At 61.9% G+C, this 17,328-nt stretch carries 14 protein-coding genes; all 14 read left to right on the top strand.

The window, feature by feature from the left end:
• The first annotated feature begins 448 nt into the window (after positions 1-448).
• The 14 genes from arnC (at position 449) to TU80_RS07345 (ending at position 17,279) form a co-directional block, all read left to right on the top strand.
• Positions 449-1,486 carry an undecaprenyl-phosphate 4-deoxy-4-formamido-L-arabinose transferase gene (gene arnC / locus TU80_RS07280; RefSeq protein WP_032804319.1) on the top strand — a complete coding sequence of 346 codons (1,038 nt, stop codon included), beginning with the start codon at positions 449-451 and terminating at the stop codon, positions 1,484-1,486.
• Positions 1,483-3,474, top strand: a complete 1,992-nt coding sequence (arnA, locus tag TU80_RS07285; RefSeq protein WP_057004140.1) for a bifunctional UDP-4-amino-4-deoxy-L-arabinose formyltransferase/UDP-glucuronic acid oxidase ArnA — start codon at positions 1,483-1,485, stop codon at positions 3,472-3,474. The genes arnC and arnA overlap by 4 nt, the downstream gene beginning before the upstream one ends.
• The gene (gene arnD / locus TU80_RS07290; protein ID WP_046489491.1) at positions 3,474-4,358 is read left to right on the top strand and encodes a 4-deoxy-4-formamido-L-arabinose-phosphoundecaprenol deformylase; all 885 of its coding nucleotides are present in this window, start codon (positions 3,474-3,476) and stop codon (positions 4,356-4,358) included. Before arnA ends, arnD begins: the two co-directional genes overlap by 1 nt.
• Entirely contained in the window at positions 4,355-6,010 is a 1,656-nt protein-coding gene (gene arnT / locus TU80_RS07295) for a lipid IV(A) 4-amino-4-deoxy-L-arabinosyltransferase (protein WP_057004141.1), read from the top strand. The genes arnD and arnT overlap by 4 nt, the downstream gene beginning before the upstream one ends.
• Positions 6,007-6,354 carry a 4-amino-4-deoxy-L-arabinose-phosphoundecaprenol flippase subunit ArnE gene (gene arnE / locus TU80_RS07300; protein ID WP_017846250.1) on the top strand — a complete coding sequence of 116 codons (348 nt, stop codon included), beginning with the start codon at positions 6,007-6,009 and terminating at the stop codon, positions 6,352-6,354. Before arnT ends, arnE begins: the two co-directional genes overlap by 4 nt.
• Positions 6,351-6,764, top strand: a complete 414-nt coding sequence (gene arnF / locus TU80_RS07305) for a 4-amino-4-deoxy-L-arabinose-phosphoundecaprenol flippase subunit ArnF (RefSeq protein WP_046489489.1) — start codon at positions 6,351-6,353, stop codon at positions 6,762-6,764. The genes arnE and arnF overlap by 4 nt, the downstream gene beginning before the upstream one ends.
• A complete protein-coding gene (locus TU80_RS07310) occupies positions 6,761-8,140 on the top strand; it encodes a UDP-glucose dehydrogenase family protein (RefSeq protein ID WP_057004142.1) in 1,380 nt (459 codons plus the stop codon). The genes arnF and TU80_RS07310 overlap by 4 nt, the downstream gene beginning before the upstream one ends.
• Positions 8,141-8,155: 15 nt before the next feature.
• Entirely contained in the window at positions 8,156-9,766 is a 1,611-nt protein-coding gene (locus tag TU80_RS07315; RefSeq protein ID WP_057004143.1) for an ArnT family glycosyltransferase, read from the top strand.
• A gap of 188 nt (positions 9,767-9,954) precedes the next feature.
• Complete coding sequence (locus tag TU80_RS07320; RefSeq protein WP_046383498.1) at positions 9,955-10,665, top strand: HPP family protein; 711 nt, start codon at positions 9,955-9,957, stop codon at positions 10,663-10,665.
• Between the two features lie 233 nt (positions 10,666-10,898).
• Positions 10,899-12,416, top strand: coding sequence for an acyl-CoA dehydrogenase family protein (locus TU80_RS07325; protein WP_046383499.1), 1,518 nt, complete (start codon positions 10,899-10,901; stop codon positions 12,414-12,416).
• Between the two features lie 2 nt (positions 12,417-12,418).
• Entirely contained in the window at positions 12,419-14,044 is a 1,626-nt protein-coding gene (locus TU80_RS07330) for a cytochrome P450 (protein ID WP_057004144.1), read from the top strand.
• Positions 14,041-14,886 (top strand): alpha/beta hydrolase, encoded by an 846-nt coding sequence (locus TU80_RS07335; protein WP_017846257.1) that lies wholly within the window; start codon positions 14,041-14,043, stop codon positions 14,884-14,886. Before TU80_RS07330 ends, TU80_RS07335 begins: the two co-directional genes overlap by 4 nt.
• 134 nt (positions 14,887-15,020) lie before the next feature.
• Complete coding sequence (locus TU80_RS07340; protein WP_046383501.1) at positions 15,021-16,124, top strand: enoyl-CoA hydratase/isomerase family protein; 1,104 nt, start codon at positions 15,021-15,023, stop codon at positions 16,122-16,124.
• 3 nt (positions 16,125-16,127) lie between these two features.
• Positions 16,128-17,279: an acyl-CoA dehydrogenase family protein gene (locus TU80_RS07345; protein WP_057004145.1), complete on the top strand. Its 1,152-nt coding sequence runs from the start codon at positions 16,128-16,130 to the stop codon at positions 17,277-17,279.
• Positions 17,280-17,328: the final 49 nt, after the last annotated feature.

Below are 17,328 nucleotides of genomic sequence, written 5' to 3' on the forward strand. Positions count from 1 at the left end.
TTCAATAAACACACGTAGCAGACACTGCCGCCACGCACCACGCAGATCCGCGCCTACTCAGTGGAGCCCGGCGTCATGCAAAACGTTCCTATTACGCTAAATAAACAACACCCTCAGAGCCTTAGTTGTGTAGCTGAACCCTAGCTGTCTACCTGTCAAATAAACGAGTTTTTCATACGGCTTTCATATTCGTTGAACATTTTTACGCTTAATCTTGGCCATAGGACTTGAGAACGAGCCGCACTGTGCCGACTAACTTGTTGATTCCCCTTTACCTTTGTGGTTTTTGGTCTTTACTCTCTGCTACACATGGAAGACCTCAATACCCCACCAGGATGGTCGGATGAACTCCCCAATTCCACACTAGGTTTAACCAGACACCCGCCTTTTCGGCCAGTGGCTGTTGTCTTCACGCTCCAAGTTGCTCAAACCCCGAGGTTATGAATCTTTGAAACCCTACCCTATTCATTGTGTGTCGATCGTTATCCCGGTCTACAACGAACAAGAAAGCCTGCCTGAATTGCTGCGTCGCACGACGGCAGCTTGCAAGCAACTGGCCTACGAATACGAAATCATCCTGGTGGATGACGGTAGCCGCGACAAATCCGCACAATTACTTGAAGACGCTGCCGCCGAAGACGGCAGCAATGTGGTCGCGGTGATCCTCAATCGCAACTATGGCCAGCATGCGGCGATCATGGCCGGTTTCGAGCAGTGCCGGGGCGATGTGGTGATTACCCTCGACGCCGACCTGCAGAACCCGCCGGAAGAAATCCCGCGCCTGGTGGAACAAGCCGCGCTGGGCTACGACGTGGTTGCCACCGTGCGCAACAACCGCCAGGACTCGGCCTTCCGCCGCTGGCCGTCGCGCCTGATCAACCTGGCCGTGCAGCGTTCGACCGGCGTTGCCATGAGTGACTACGGCTGCATGCTGCGCGCGTACCGCCGCACCATCGTCGACGCCATGCTCGCCTGCCGCGAACGCAGCACGTTTATTCCGATCCTGGCCAACGGTTTTGCCCGTCACACGACTGAAATCCTCGTGCACCATGCTGAGCGCGAACACGGCGAATCCAAATACAGCGCCATGCGCCTGATCAGCCTGATGTTCGACCTGCTGACCTGCATGACCACCACCCCGCTTCGCCTGCTGTCCATCGTCGGCTTCAGCCTGGCGGGCCTGGGCGTGCTGTTCGCCGTTGCGCTGATCGTCCTGCGCCTGGCCTTCGGCGCCCAATGGGCCGGCGGCGGTACGTTCGTGCTGTTCGCGGTGCTGTTCGTGTTCACCGGCGGCCAGTTCATCGGCATGGGCCTCTTGGGTGAATACCTGGGCCGCATGTACAGCGATGTGCGCGCCCGCCCTCGGTTCTTTATTGAAAAAGTGCTGCGCAACCAACCGGCAGCACCGGCACCCGTGGTCGTCGTTGACGGCATGGTGTCCTCCCATACCACCACTACTTCCCCTTCCGATCAGGTTTCGTCATGAATTCAAAAGCTGTTGTCTTCGCTTACCACGATATTGGCTGTGCTGGCATTGAAGCCCTGCTGACTGCCGGTTACGACATTGCTGCCGTGTTCACCCATGCCGATGACCCCAAGGAAAACAATTTCTACGGTTCCGTCGCGCAACTGTGCGCCCGCAAAGGCATCCCGGTGCATGCACCGGAAGACGCCAACCACCCGCTGTGGATCGAGCGCATCGCCAAGCTCAACCCGGATTTCATCTTCTCCTTCTACTACCGCAACCTGCTGAGCGAACCCCTGCTGGCCACCGCCCGCAAAGGCGCGTTCAACCTGCACGGCTCGCTGCTGCCGAAATACCGTGGCCGCGCGCCCGCCAACTGGGTGCTGGTCAAGGGCGAAACCGAAACCGGCGTGACCCTGCACCGCATGGTCAAGCGTGCCGATGCCGGCGCGATCCTGGCCCAGCAGAAAGTCGCGATCGAGCGTTCCGACACCGGCCTGACCCTGCACGCCAAACTGCGTGACGCCGCCAGCAGCCTGCTGCGCGACGCCTTGCCGCAACTGGCCGCGGGCAAACTGGCGGAAACCGCCCAGGACGAAAGCAAGGCCACTTATTTCGGCCGCCGCACTCCAGCGGATGGCAAGTTGGAATGGCAAAAACCGGCTGAAGAACTGTTCAACCTGGTACGCGCCGTGACGCAACCGTACCCGGGCGCTTTCTGCGCCGTGGGCGAGCACAAGCTGATCGTGTGGCAAGCCGAAGTGGTCCAGGGCAACGAAGGCCTGGCGCCTGGCCGCGTGATCAGCGTCAACCCGCTGCGCATCGCGTGCGGTGAAGACTCGCTGGTGATCAAGTTCGGTCAGCGCAACGACAACGGTCTGTACCTGACCGGCCCGTCCCTGGCCAACGAATTGGGCCTGGTAGACGGTTCCGTCCTGCGCGGCGCCGAGTCCGGCCGCAAGCCACGTCGCACCCGTGTGCTGATCCTGGGCGTGAACGGCTTTATCGGTAACCACCTGTCCGAACGCCTGCTGCGTGACGACCGTTACGAAGTCTACGGCCTGGACATCGGCTCCGACGCCATCGAGCGCCTGCGCAGCCACCCGAACTTCCATTACGTGGAAGGCGATATCAGCATCCACACCGAGTGGATCGAGTACCACATCAAGAAGTGCGACGTGGTCCTGCCGCTGGTGGCCATCGCCACCCCGATCGAATATACCCGCAACCCGCTGCGCGTGTTCGAGCTGGACTTCGAAGAGAACCTCAAGCTGGTGCGCTACTGCGTCAAGTACAACAAGCGCGTGATCTTCCCGTCGACTTCTGAAGTCTATGGCATGTGCCAGGACCAGTACTTCGACGAAGACACCTCCAACCTGGTGGTCGGCCCGGTCAACAAGCAACGCTGGATCTACTCGGTCTCCAAGCAACTGCTGGACCGCGTGATCTGGGCCTACGGCGCCAAGGGCCTGAAGTTCACCCTGTTCCGTCCATTCAACTGGATGGGCCCGCGTCTGGACCGCCTGGACTCGGCACGTATCGGCAGCTCCCGTGCGATCACCCAGTTGATCCTGAACCTGGTGGAAGGTACGCCGATCCGCCTGTTCGACGGTGGCGAGCAGAAACGCTGCTTCACCGACATCGCCGACGGCATCGAAGCCCTGGCGCGCATCATCGATAACGACAACGATGTGTGCAACGGCCAGATCATCAACATCGGCAACCCGGAAAACGAAGCGAGCATCCGCCAGTTGGGCGAAGAACTGCTGCGTCAGTTCGAAGCTCACCCGCTGCGCAGCAACTTCCCGCCGTTCGCCGGTTTCCGCGACGTGGAAAGCAAGGCGTTCTACGGCACCGGCTACCAGGACGTGGCTCACCGCAAACCAAGCATCGAAAACGCCAAGCGCCTGCTGAACTGGGAGCCGACCGTGGAGATGAGCGAAACCATCGGCAACACCCTGGATTTCTTCCTGCGTGAAGCCATGCTCGAAATCTCGGACAAGCGCTGATGCAGGCAGGTCTTCGCATTGATGTCGACACCTACCGCGGCACCCGCGAAGGCGTGCCACGGTTGCTCGAGTCCCTGGATGAAGCCGGGGTAAAAGCAACGTTCTTCTTCAGTGTCGGGCCGGACAATATGGGGCGCCACTTGTGGCGCCTGATCCGCCCGCAATTTCTGTGGAAGATGCTGCGTTCCAACGCCGCCGGCCTGTATGGCTGGGATATCTTGCTCGCCGGCACCGCCTGGCCGGGCAAGCCGATCGGCCGCGACCTCGGGCACTTGATGCGCCAGGCCAAGGCCGCCGGGCATGAAGTCGGCCTGCACGCCTGGGATCACCATGGCTGGCAGGCCAACGCCGGACGTTGGAGCGACGCACAGTTGATCGAGCAGGTCCGACGCGGTGTGGACACCTTGAGCGACATCCTCGGTGAACGTATCGACTGTTCAGCGGCCGCCGGTTGGCGCGCCGATGAACGCGTGGTGCAAGCCAAGCAAGCCTTCAACTTTCGCTACAACAGCGATTGCCGGGGCACCAGCCTGTTTCGTCCGACCCTGGCCGATGGCAGCGCGGGCACCCCACAGATTCCGGTAGACCTGCCGACCTTCGACGAAGTCGTCGGGCCGGTGGTGGCTGCCAAGGATTTCAACGGGTTCATTCTCGACCGCTTCGCAGAGTCGAAGCTGAACGTCTACACGATCCACGCAGAAGTAGAAGGGATTCTGATGGCCAACGATTTTCGCCAGTTGCTCGCCCAGGCAGGGCAGCGCGGCATCCATTTCAAACCGCTGGGCGATCTGCTCCCGGCGGACGTCTCCACCCTGCCCCAGCAACAACTGGTGCGCGGCGCCCTGAGCGGCCGTGAGGGTTGGCTCGGAGTGCAGCAGGCATGATCCGCCGTTGGGCGCTGCCCCTGCTGCTGTTGGCATTCGGCGCATTTTATCTGTTACCCCTGGCCACCCATGGCCTGTGGATTCCGGATGAAACCCGCTATGCACAGATCAGCCAGGAAATGCTGCTGACCGGCAAATGGGCGTCGCCGCACTTTATGGGCATTCGCTATTTCGAAAAACCGGCTGCCGGTTACTGGATGATCGCGCTGGGCCAGGCGATCTTCGGGCAAAACCTGTTCGGCGTGCGCTTTGCGTCGGCCTTGAGCACCGGGCTCAGCATTCTGCTGGTGTACCTGGTGTCGCGCCGGTTGTGGAATGACCCGCACAAGAGCCTGGTCAGCACAGTGCTGTACATGAGCTTTGTCAGCGTCGTGGCGCTGGGCGGTTATGCCAACCTGGACCCGCAGTTCACCTTCTGGGTCAACCTGACCGGCGTGGCGCTGTGGTTTTGCTTCGACAGCACCACCCGCAACGGTCGCGTCGGGTCCTGGGCGCTGCTTGGGGTTGCCTGTGGCATGGGTTTCATGACCAAAGGCTTCCTCGCCTGGCTGCTGCCGGTGCTGATCGCCCTGCCCTACGCGATCTGGCAGAAGCGCTTGCGCGAGCTGCTCGGTTACGGCCTGGTCGCCGTCGCCGTGGCGATTGTCATCAGCCTGCCCTGGGCGCTTGCGGTGCAGAGTCAGGAGCCGGATTTCTGGAACTTCTTCTTTTGGCATGAGCATATCCAACGCTTTGCCGGCGCAGACGCGCAGCACGCCGAGCCATTCTGGTACTACCTGCCGCTGCTGGTCGCATTCAGCCTGCCGTGGGTGGCGCTGTTGCCGTCCACCGTCAAGCAGGCCTGGCAGCAGAAGCGCGCGCCCGGCACCGCGTTCCTGCTGTTGTGGCTGCTGATGCCGCTGGCACTGTTCAGCCTGGCCAAAGGCAAGCTGCCGTCCTACATCATGCCGTGCCTGCTGCCGCTGGCGTTGCTCATGGGTAACGCGCTCACCGACAAACTGGCCCAGGCGCGTGACCGTGCCTTGCGCATCAACGGCTGGCTGAACCTGATCCTCGGTGTCGTGGCCTTGCTCGCACTGACGTGGTTCCAACTGAAAAAACCGCTGTACGAACACGGCCAGGAAACCCTCAGCCTGGTGCTGGTATTCACCGGCCTGTTCGGCTGGATCATCGCCAACCTGTTGCAGGTTGCACGCCCACTGAAACTGTGGGCTGCGCCGGCGCTGGGCAGCTGGTTGCTGTTGGCATTGGCCCCGGCCGCGCTGCCCCATTCGGTGGTGTACAACAAGACGCCGGATCAATTCATCATCGACCACCTGCAGGAACTGCAACCGACATCCGCCCTGCTCAGCAATGACCTCGGCGCGGCATCGGCCTTGGCCTGGCGCCTGCAACGCACCGACATCACCCTCTATAACACCATCGGCGAAGTGAAATACGGCCTCGCCTACCCGGACGCCGCCCAGCGCAAGGTCGACATGACCCAGGTCCAGCAATGGATGAACGAGGCCCGCCGGCAAGGCTCTGTGGGCGTGGTGATGCGCGTCAAGGGTGACGAGGAGATCGCCGAAGTGAACCTGCTGCCCCCGGACGGCAAGCGCTATGAGCAAGGCAATATCGTGATCCTGATTTTCCCGCGGGTTGCGCCATGATCACCCTGTTCCTGTTATTGGCCGCCTGCCTGCTCACTTGCATGGGCCAGGTCGCTCAGAAGTTCGCCGTGGAAAGCTGGCGCGACCAGCCTGACGGTTGGGCCCTGAAACTGCGCTCTGCCTGGTTGTGGGCCGCGCTGTTGTGCCTGGGTTTTGGCTTGTTGGTCTGGCTGCTGGTGCTGCAGCGCCTTGAAGTCGGGATTGCCTACCCGATGCTCAGCCTCAATTTCGTCTTGGTCACGTTAATGGCGCGCTTCGTATTCAAGGAGCACATCGACACCCGGCATTGGCTGGGTGTGGCGCTGGTGATTGCCGGCGTCGTGCTGCTGGGGCGCCAGGTATGAGCCGGGCTCGCGGGTTTGCCTTCGCCCTGGGCAGTGTCGGCCTGGTCAGCGCCGCCCAGTTGGGGATGCGCTGGAGCATGACGCGCCTGCCCCTGCCGGACGAATGGCTCGGCGCATTCAGCAGCAACGCCATCGACCTGGGCGCCCTCGGCGTGGTGAGCCTGGCAATCCTCGCTTATGCGCTGTCGATGCTGTGCTGGCTCTGTGCGCTCAAGGATTTGCCCCTGGGCCGCGCCTATTCGCTGCTCAGCATCAGCTACGCGCTGGTCTACCTGTTGGCCGCCAGCCTGCCGGTGTTCAACGAACATTTTTCGCTTTCAAAAACCCTGGGGGTGGCCTTGGTCATCCTCGGTGTACTGGTTATTAACTCTCGTCGTGCTAGCACAGCAAGCCCCAGGAATGCCCCATGAAAATCAGTGTATTTGGTAGTGGTTACGTCGGTCTGGTACAGGCCACTGTATTGGCCGAAGTCGGTCACGATGTCATCTGCATGGACGTTGATCAACACAAGGTCAGGCAATTGCAGCAGGGCCATGTGAGCATTTTCGAGCCAGGGTTGGCGGCGATGGTCAAGGAGAACCTTGAAAGCGGACGACTGAGCTTCACCTTCGATGAAAAGCTCGCCGTCGAACATGGCGAAGTGCTGTTTATCGCGGTAGGTACGCCGTCGGATGAAGACGGTTCGGCGGACTTGAAATACGTGCTGTCGGTCGGCGATGCGGTTGCCCGCCATCGCATCGAGCCGGTGATCCTGGTGGAAAAATCCACTGTACCCGTCGGCACCGGCGACACCTTGCGCGCCCATATCGAAAAGGCCCTGCACGGGACCGGCCGGCACCTGGAGTTCGATATCGTCTCCAACCCGGAATTCCTCAAGGAAGGCTCGGCGGTTGCCGACTGCCGCCGCCCGGACCGCATCATCATCGGCTGCGAGCGTGAAGAAGTGCGCGAAGTCATGCGCGACCTGTACGCGCCCTTCAACCGCAACCACGATCGCATCATCTTCATGGACCTGCGCAGCGCCGAACTGACCAAGTACGCCGCCAACTGCATGCTGGCCACCAAGATCAGCTTCATCAACCAGATCGCCGAACTGGCCGAACACCTGGGGGCGGACATCGAAGCGATACGCCTGGGCATCGGCGCCGACTCGCGCATCGGCTATCACTTCATCTACCCAGGCTGCGGCTACGGCGGCTCGTGCTTCCCCAAGGACATGCGCGCGCTGATCCACAGCGCCAAGCAGGCCCATTGCTCGAGCGACCTGCTCGAAGCCGTCGAAGCGATCAACCAGCGCCAGAAGAGCAAGCTGTTTGAGCGCGTCAACGCCTTCTTCAAGGGCGACCTGCGCGGTAAAACCTTCGCCCTGTGGGGCCTGGCCTTCAAGCCCAACACCGACGACATGCGCGATGCCCCGAGCCGCGTGTTGATGGAAGCGCTGTGGGCAGCCGGCGCCAATGTGCGCGCGTTTGACCCCGAAGCCATGCAGGAAACCCTGCGGATCTACGGCGACGACCCACGGCTGATGCTGATGGGCACTCCGGAATCCACCCTGAGCGGCGCCGATGCGCTGATCATCTGCACGGAATGGCAGCAGTTCAAGGCACCGGACTTCGACCTGATCCACCAACGCCTGAACACTCCGGTGATCTTCGATGGGCGCAACCTGTACGACGGCGAGCGCCTGGCGCGCAAAGGCTTCCAGTACTTCCCGATGGGCCGTGGCGACTCCTGCCAGTTGCCGATTCCCCAGCAACAGTGGGTGCCGCAAGCAGGGGAAGCCTGACAAGTGAAAGATCAAATGCCCCAGCTGATGAACGCAGCGATCCGGCGCCAGTCGCTGGGGTTGGCGCTGCTGGCGTTGCTGTTATTCATCGCCGGTAACTGGCACCAGGCAATCATCGGGTTTGACTCGCGCTTCGTGGTATTCGCCCAGGAGATGCTGCGCCATGGGCCGAGCTTCTTCCCCACGACCTACGGGCAACCGTATGCCGATTACCTGGCGACCTCGACGCTGATGACGTGGCTGCTGTCCTTGCCCCTGGGCCAGGTCAACAGCTTCACGGCCTGGTTGCCGACGTCCATCGCTTCGGCGCTGATCGTCATGCTGGTGTATCGCCTGACGGCGCCCTACTCCCAGCGTTGGGGCCTGCTGAGTGTTGCGCTGCTGTTGCTCAGCAGCACGTTTATCAGCGAAACCCGCGCTGTGTCGCTGGACCAGATGCTCGCGGCCGTGGCCCTGACGGTGTTCTACCTGGGTTATGCACATGATCACTTCGGCGCCGCCAAGCGCTTGCATTGGCTGTACCTGCTGTTGATCGTGGGCTTTGCGATCCGTGGGCCGATTGGCCTGGTGATTCCCACAGGCGTGCTGTGCAGCTACTTCCTGATCAACCGTCAATGGCGCCAACTGTTCAGCTTCGGCCTGTTGGCCCTGGCACTGCTGGGGGCCTGCGTCGGCCTGCTGTTGCTGCTGGCCAAGCTCAGTGGCGGCGAAGCGTTCATGCAGGACGTGATCCGCATGCAGTTCCTCGGGCGGATGGATGGCAGTGAAGGCTCCAGCGGTGCGTTGTATTACTTCAGCAGTTCCCTGGGCAACTACGCGCTGGCTTACCCGCTGGCGTTGCTGGTGCTGCTGGCGATAGCGCTGGGCGGCCGACGCGCACCTGATCCGGCGTTGCAGTTGGTGCTGTACTGCGCCGCGGCGGGCTTGCTGGTGATGCTCGGCTTGTCGGTGCCCCAGGCGAAGAAAGCGCGTTACGTGCTGCCGATGCTGCCGATGGCGGCCATTATTGCGGCGTATCCGTTTCAAGTCGCCCACGGCCGGTTGTTCGGCTGGCTGCGCGGTTTGATGCTGAGCCTGTGGACCGTGTTACCTGCGTTGCTGATCGCCGGGCTCTGGATGGCGCGCCCGCGTTACCCGGAGCAGTTGGCGCACATCGGCTGGGTGTTGGGCGTGCTTGGCGTGCTTCAAGTGCTGGCGTTGGTGGCAGTGTTCCAGGCACGCCTGCGCATGCTGGCGCCGGCGCTGACCGCCGTGCTGGCGGTATGGACCACCTATATTTGGGTGGTCGAGCCACTGGAGCGTAGCCTCTATGACACGCGTACCTTCAGCCTGCAAGTCCAGGCCCAGGTCCACCAGCAACCGGCGCCCGTCGTGCTGCATGCGCTGGGCAAAGATGCCAAAGCCATCAAGTTCATCGTCAACCTCGATTGCGACCGAGTGCCGTTGTTCACACAGCAGCCCGCCGACCTGGCGACGTTGCAAGGCCCGGCGTGGCTGGTCATGAGCCAGGACGACTTCGAAGCGTTGCAAGACCCGCGATTGCGCTCGATCACACCGACGCTCACCGGCACATTCGACAAGAATCCCTACGTGCTGCTGCACTTGGACAAGCCCCTCCAACCTTGACTGCGCCGGCGGCAGCCGGCCAGTTGAGTCCATTATTTTTGTATTTAACCTGCATTAATATGCATTGGCGACCTTGCATCGCGCTCGGCACACTACGCAGGTTCCTCCCCCAAATGCAGGAACTTTCAAGGGCTTTTCCGGGAAACCAGACAAGCCTTTTTTTTGCCCGCTGTTTATGGAAGTTGTCGATGCTCGCTCGCTGGTTACCCGCCGCCATCAATACCCGCCCTGCCGAATGGAGCCGTGCCGCGATCGGCATGGCCTTGGGCACTCTGCTCAGCGTATGGCTCTGCGCCCAAGTGTTTGGCATGGAGGTCGCCCTGCACCTGCTCGGCCCGCTGGGCGCGTCGGCCGTGCTGCTGTTTGCCGTTTCATCCGGCGCCCTGGCCCAGCCGTGGTCGATCATCGGCAGCTACCTGTGTGCGGCCGTGGTCGCGCTGTTAGTCGCGCGGGTCCTGGGGCGCACCTTGGGCAGCGCCTGCCTGGCTGCGGGCATGACTGTGATCCTGATCTGCTGGCTGCGCTGCCTGCACCCGCCCGCGGGAGGCCTGGCGATGACGCTGGTACTGGCCGATCCGGCCTCGGCGGCGCTCGGCTGGCAGGAACTGCCGGTGGTGATGCTCGGCGCCGGAGCGTTATTGACCTGTGCACTGGCCTACAACAATGCCACCCGCACGCGCTATCCCAAAGGTGCCAGCGAGTCGCCGACAGCAATCTTTAAGGATGCCAGGGCCGCACGCGATCCGGCGATTACCGCCGCCGACCTGAAGCTGGCATTGGCCGAGATGGAACAGTTCTACGATGTGGAACCCAATGAACTGGAACAGTTGATCCACGCCGCAGAAACCCACGCGCGCCGCCGCAGTATCGGTGAGGTACTGGCAAGCCGTGTCAATTGAGCCCGTGCATGGCGCACGACGAGTGGCGTGTCCACAGAGTTGCGACGCAGTACACGGCGGCTAAAGTTCTAACTATGTCAGTGGTTCACTTGAGGTCTGGAACGCCGTAACCCAGTAGCGAAGACATGCAGAGTCTGGCTGAGGGTTACGGTATGAACGAATGTCTGCAACACCTGCTTCGCACCCCGTTATTTGCTGCTCGAGAACGTCACCACCTCCCCCTCAGGGCCTACATGGACCTGACCATCAGGCGTATGCACGCCATTTTCAATGCCGGAGTGATCAACAATGACATGTGGCTCGGCCAACCGGACGAATCACATTTCAGGGCGCTGTGCGAACAGATCGGCGTGATCGGCGCCTACGATTACGCACTGTATTCCTCGCTGGTCGACCACATGATTGCCGCCAACGCCTTACTGACCCAGGGCAGCCCGGAGCAAGTGGCGCGCTACCGCGATGAAGTCATTCAGATGCGCGCTGTGTATGCCTTTGGCTGCACTGAAATCGCCAGCGGCACCGACGTGCGTAACCTCAAGACGACCGTTACCTACGATCCTGCCCGGCACTGCCTGGTGCTCGACTCACCGTGCGCCGGCGCCTGTAAATACTGGATCGGCAACAGTTTGTATGCTGCCCAGGTGGCGATGGTACTCGCGCGATTGCAGGTCAATGGCGAAGACCAGGGGCACCACTGGTTTCGCGTGGTGATTCGCGACGCGGAGAACGGCCCGTTGCGCCCGGGTGTCAAGGTCATGGCTTGCGACCCCAAGGGCGGCATTCACGCCAATCAGGTCGGCGGTTTGCGCTTTTGCCAGATGCAGCTGGACACCGACGCCTTGTTGCAACGCCACGCCAGGTTTACCCGCAACGGCCAGTTCGTCAGCGACCTGCCCAAAAACGAACGTTTTATCAATGCACTGGAGACATTCCTTCAGGAGCGCCTGCTGTTGATGGCCGCCTCGCGCCTTGGTGCAGGATTGAGCGCGCACCTGGCCTATCAATTCGCCCGCCACCGCCTGACACAGGCCGGCCCGCTACTGGGCAACCCGCTGTTTCGCCAGCGCTTGTACAACGTCCAGCTCAAGGCATTGGCCCTCAAGTATCTTGAGCAAGCCATCCTCGAACGCTTCGAAGCGCAATGGCCGCAGACCGAACGGCGTAAAGACCTGCACATTCTCGCGGCATTAAGCAAATGCATCGGCACCTGGATGGGCCTGGAAGTGATCGCCCAGTGCCGTGAGTTGTGTGGTTCACAAGGGTTTCACCACTACAACCAGATCGTCACCCTGCGCATGGACTTCGAGATCAGCCCGACATTCGCCGGGGACAACAGCGTGATGGCCTACCAAGTGATCAAGGATGCGCTGTCCCGTCCGCGATTTGACCGGGTCGCGCCCTGTAACCCGGGCCAGGCAATCGAGCGGAGCATTGTCCGGCAGTGCCGAGACGCCGGTGATTTTTCCCACCCGCAAGCGGTGGGGCTGACTTACGCCCGCGCCCTCGATCTGATCATTCAGGCGCTCGAAGGCCAGCCGCTCGAACCGGGCCTGCTGCGCGACTTGATCGCAGTGTTTGTCGCCTATTTGCACCGCTGGGGGCTCGCTCACGATGACGAACCGTGCGCCAGCATTGCGCGCATTGCCTGGCTCGGCGACTGGCTGAAGCCGCCTGACGAGCTGGTCGACGCGCCTATCGCGAAAGCCGACTACATCCAGCAGTTCACCCGCGCATTGTATGAGGATCAATAACCATGAACCCTCAAGGCAAACCCGACTTCCGCGACCCCGACACGGTTCGCGATCCCTACCCGGCCTACGCGTTTCTACGCACCCATCATCCCGTGTATTGGAGTTCCCAGCACAAGGCGTGGATGCTGACTCGCTTCGATGACGTCTTCAAGGCGCAAAGCGACGCCGCGCGCTACTCCTCGGATCGGATACGCCAGTTGGTAAACGCGCAACTGCCGCCCGAAAAACGCGCGATGTACGAGCCCTTTATTGAAAAAGCATCGCGCTGGATGTACGCCCAGGATGGCAAAGTCCATGAGGCCAGCCGCCATCTGCTCGGCCGCGCATTCACGCCGCGCTCGATTGAAGCGCTGCGGGCAAACATCCAGGCGGTTACCGATGAACTCCTCGCCACAGTGGGCCCTTCCGCCGAACTGATGAGCCGCCTGTTCAATCAGGTGCCGGCCAGAGTGCTGGCGATGCTCTACGGCATCCCCAAAAAAGATGCGCTCAAGCTGCGGCGCTGGACCGATGTGATCCTGATGTTTCTGGTCGGCAACCTTGACCCGGCGAATACTCCCGGCGCCGCCGCGCAAGGCCTGGAGGAGATGTATGCGTACTTCGGCAACCTGATCGAGCGACGCCGACAGGCCCCGCGTGACGACTTGGTCAGCCGTGTCATTGCCGCCGCCGGCCCCGACACGAGCACAGACGATCTGCTGGCCCAGGTGGCCTTTGTTCTGGTGGCTGGCTACACCACCAGCGCCGATATGCTGGGCATCGGCCTGTGGTACTTGTTGACCAACCCTGCCCAGTTGAACGCACTGCTGGCCGATGGTTCGTTGATGAAACCCGCGATCGAAGAAATGCTGCGCATTGATCCGTCGGGGCAGTTCAGCCATCGCGTCGTGACGCAAGATATCGAGCTCAGAGGCCAGACCCTGCGCAAAGGCGATCTGGTGTACCTGATACGTGCCGCTGCCAACCGCGACCCGGAGCACTTCGCCGACCCGGACCGCTTCAACATTCAACGCGCGAAAAACGACCACCTGGCCTTTGGCCGTGGCGTGCATTTCTGTCTGGGCCCGGCGCTGTTCCGGCTGGAGGCCGAGGTGGTGTTCAGCAGCCTGCTCAAGCGCTTCCCGAACCTGCGCCTGCAGGAGAAAAAGCCGCCGGTGTGGCGTACCAGTAACCTGCAGTTCCGCGGCTTGAAGACCCTCCACGTCGAACTTGAACCGATTCCAAAGGGCGCATCGATCCAGCGCTGCTTTTCCGCCGCCCCCTGGGAGAAAAATGGCGGTTACTGCCGTGCCTTGCGCGTCGGTGAAACCATCGTCACCAGTGGCACGGTAGCCTTCGACGAGCAGGGCAACCCCTACGCCAGCGACGATGTGTACTTACAGACCCGTCGCTGCCTGGAAATCATCGAAGCGGCGCTTAAACGGCTGGGCACCGATCGCACCCGAGTGATTGCCACACGCATGTACACCACCAACGTGAAGTGGTGGCCGCAAATCGCCCAAGCGCATAAGGAGTTTTTCGAGGGCTGCGAACCGACCACCATGTTGTTGGGCGTCAAGGCGCTGATAACCCCGGACTACCTGGTGGAAATCGAAGCCCAGGCACAGGCACCGGAGGCCAGGCCATGAGCCCCGAGCAGGCACGTCGGGAAGTGCGTGATGCGGTGGTGATGGATGTCAGCGACCTGACCCTGGCCACACCGGGGCAGCCGGTGGCCGTGAGGCTGTACCGGCCGGCCCGTCCTGCGCCGGCAGCGGTGCTGATGTATTTCCATGGCGGCGGCTGGGTCACAGGCGACCTCGATACCCACGACAGCTTTTGCCGGGTGATGGCGGAGTGGGCCGGCTGCGCCGTGGTGGCGGTGGACTACCCGAGGCCACCGGAACAACGCTTCCCCGCCGCGGTAAAAAGCTGTTACGCCGCCACGGTCTGGATCGCCCGCCACGGTGCCAGCCTGGGCTTGGACACTCGGCGTATCGCCGTGGCGGGCGGTGGCTCGGGCGGCGGGCTTGCCGCGGTGATCGGCCAAATGGCCAGGGACCTGGGCGAGGCGCACATCGGTTTTCAATTACTGCTCTACCCGCTTCTCGACTGCCTGGCGCGCAATCGTTCCCGACATGACTTCGCCACAGGCTTCGGGCTGACGGCCGAATTGCTGGAGTGGTACGTGAGCCACTACGTACCCGCCGATACGCCGCGGGCGCATCCTTGGCTTTCACCCGCCCGCGATCCGTGCCTGCAGGGCTTGCCTGCGGCCTTGATCATCACCGCCGGCTGCGATCCGCTGCGCGATGAAGGGCGCGCCTTCGCGCGACGCTTGAAAACCGCCGGGGTGCCGGTGCGGCACAAAGAGTACCCAGGCATGCGCCACGGGTTTATCAACCACCCCGCTGCCGAGCCTGCGGCCAGGCGGGCCGTGCTGCTCTGCGCCGAGGCTCTGGCCGGCTATTTTCATCCTTCGGCGGCCTGATCGCCGGTTCTGCATAAATGCAAAAACGACCTGCATGATTCCGGGTTGTACTGGGCAAATTTGCACTGGTACGATCGCGGGAGCGTTCGTCCCCGAACATATTGATAAAGAACAATAAAAGCAGGGAGTTACAGATGACTGCTCAGGTTTCATCCGAGGCAAGCCACGCCGACAGGCTTCAGCAAGAGGTTCTGGCCGACGTTCGCAACCATATTGGCCACCTTACCCTCAATCGCCCCGCCGGCTTGAACGCCATCACCCTGAACATGGTTCGCAGCCTGACCGAACAGTTACAGGCTTGGGCAGACGATCCCCAGGTGTACGCCGTGGTCCTACGCGGTGCCGGTGAAAAAGCCTTCTGCGCCGGCGGCGATATTCGCTCGCTTTACGACAGCTTCAAGAACGGCGACAGCCTGCACCAGGATTTCTTCGTCGAGGAATACGCCCTCGACCTGTCCATCCACCATTACCGCAAACCGATACTGGCCCTGATGGACGGTTTTGTCCTAGGCGGCGGCATGGGCCTGGTGCAAGGCGCGGATCTGCGCGTGGTCACCGAACGCAGCCGCCTGGCGATGCCGGAAGTGGCGATCGGTTACTTCCCCGACGTCGGCGGCAGCTACTTCCTGCCGCGCATTCCTGGCGAACTGGGCATTTATCTGGGCGTTACCGGCGTGCAGATTCGCGCGGCCGATGCGCTGTACTGCGGGCTGGCGGACTGGTACCTGGACAGCACCAAGCTGGCCGACCTCGACCAGAAACTCGATCAACTGCAATGGCAAGACTCCCCTCTCAAGGACCTGCAAGGCGTGTTGGCCAAGCTGGCCGTGCAACAACTGCCGGACGCCCCGCTCGCCGCCTTGCGCCCCGCCATCGATCATTTCTTTGCCTTGCCGGACGTGCCGAGCATTGTCGAACAACTGCAGCAAGTAACGGTTGCCAACAGCCATGAATGGGCGCTGACCACGGCCAACCTGATGCAAACCCGTTCGCCGCTGGCCATGGCCGTGACCCTGGAAATGCTGCGGCGCGGGCGCCGTTTGCGGCTGGAGCAGTGTTTCGCCCTGGAACTGCATCTGGATCGCCAGTGGTTCGAGCGTGGCGACCTGATTGAAGGCGTCCGCGCCCTGATCATCGACAAGGACAAGAGCCCGCGCTGGAACCCGTCGACGCTCCATGGACTGGACCCGAGCCACGTGGAAAGCTTCTTCCACAACTTCACGCAGGTTGCGAGATAAGCCATGCAAGATATTGAATATACTGAAGAACAGATCATGATTCGCGACATGGCGCGCGACTTTGCCCGTGGCGAAATCGCCCCTCACGCCCAGGCCTGGGAAAAAGCCGGCTGGATCGATGATGCCCTGGTGGCGAAGATGGGCGAACTGGGCCTGCTGGGCATGGTGGTGCCGGAAGAATGGGGCGGCACCTATGTCGATTACGTGGCATATGCCTTGGCCGTGGAAGAGATTTCCGCCGGCGACGGTGCCACAGGCGCCCTGATGAGTATCCATAATTCAGTGGGTTGCGGGCCAATCCTCAACTACGGCACACCTGAACAGAAACAAACCTGGCTGGCCGACCTCGCCAGCGGCCAGGCCATCGGCTGCTTCTGCCTGACCGAACCGCAGGCCGGCTCCGAAGCCCACAACCTGCGTACCCGTGCCGAACTGCGCGACGGCCAGTGGGTGATCAATGGCGCCAAGCAGTTTGTCAGCAACGGCAAGCGCGCCAAGTTGGCGATTGTGTTTGCGGTGACCGATCCGGAACTGGGCAAGCGCGGCATTTCTGCCTTCCTGGTGCCGACCGACACGCCGGGGTTCGTGGTCGACCGTACCGAACACAAAATGGGCATCCGCGCCTCGGACACCTGTGCCGTCACCCTCAACCAATGCAGCGTGCCTGAGGCCAACCTGCTGGGTGAGCGCGGCAAAGGCCTGGCGATTGCGCTGTCCAACCTGGAAGGCGGGCGCATCGGCATTGCCGCTCAAGCCCTGGGCATCGCCCGTGCTGCGTTTGAAGCGGCGCTGGCGTATGCCCGTGACCGCGTGCAGTTCGACAAGGCCATCATCGAGCACCAGAGCGTGGCCAACCTGCTGGCCGACATGCAAACCCGGCTCAATGCCGCACGTTTACTGATCCTGCACGCCGCACGCCTGCGCAGTGCGGGCAAGCCGTGCCTGTCGGAAGCGTCCCAGGCCAAGCTGTTCGCCTCGGAAATGGCCGAAAAGGTCTGCTCCTCGGCGATGCAGATTCATGGCGGGTATGGGTATCTGGAGGATTATCCGGTGGAGCGCTACTACCGCGATGCGCGGATCACGCAGATCTACGAGGGCACTAGCGAGATTCAGCGGATGGTGATTGCACGGGAGCTGAAGAACTACCAGCTCTGACTGACACGCCACACCCCCCCTGTGGGAGCGTCCCACAGGGGGGGTGTGG

This window comes from Pseudomonas veronii, assembly GCF_001439695.1.
Lineage (GTDB): Bacteria > Pseudomonadota > Gammaproteobacteria > Pseudomonadales > Pseudomonadaceae > Aquipseudomonas > Aquipseudomonas veronii.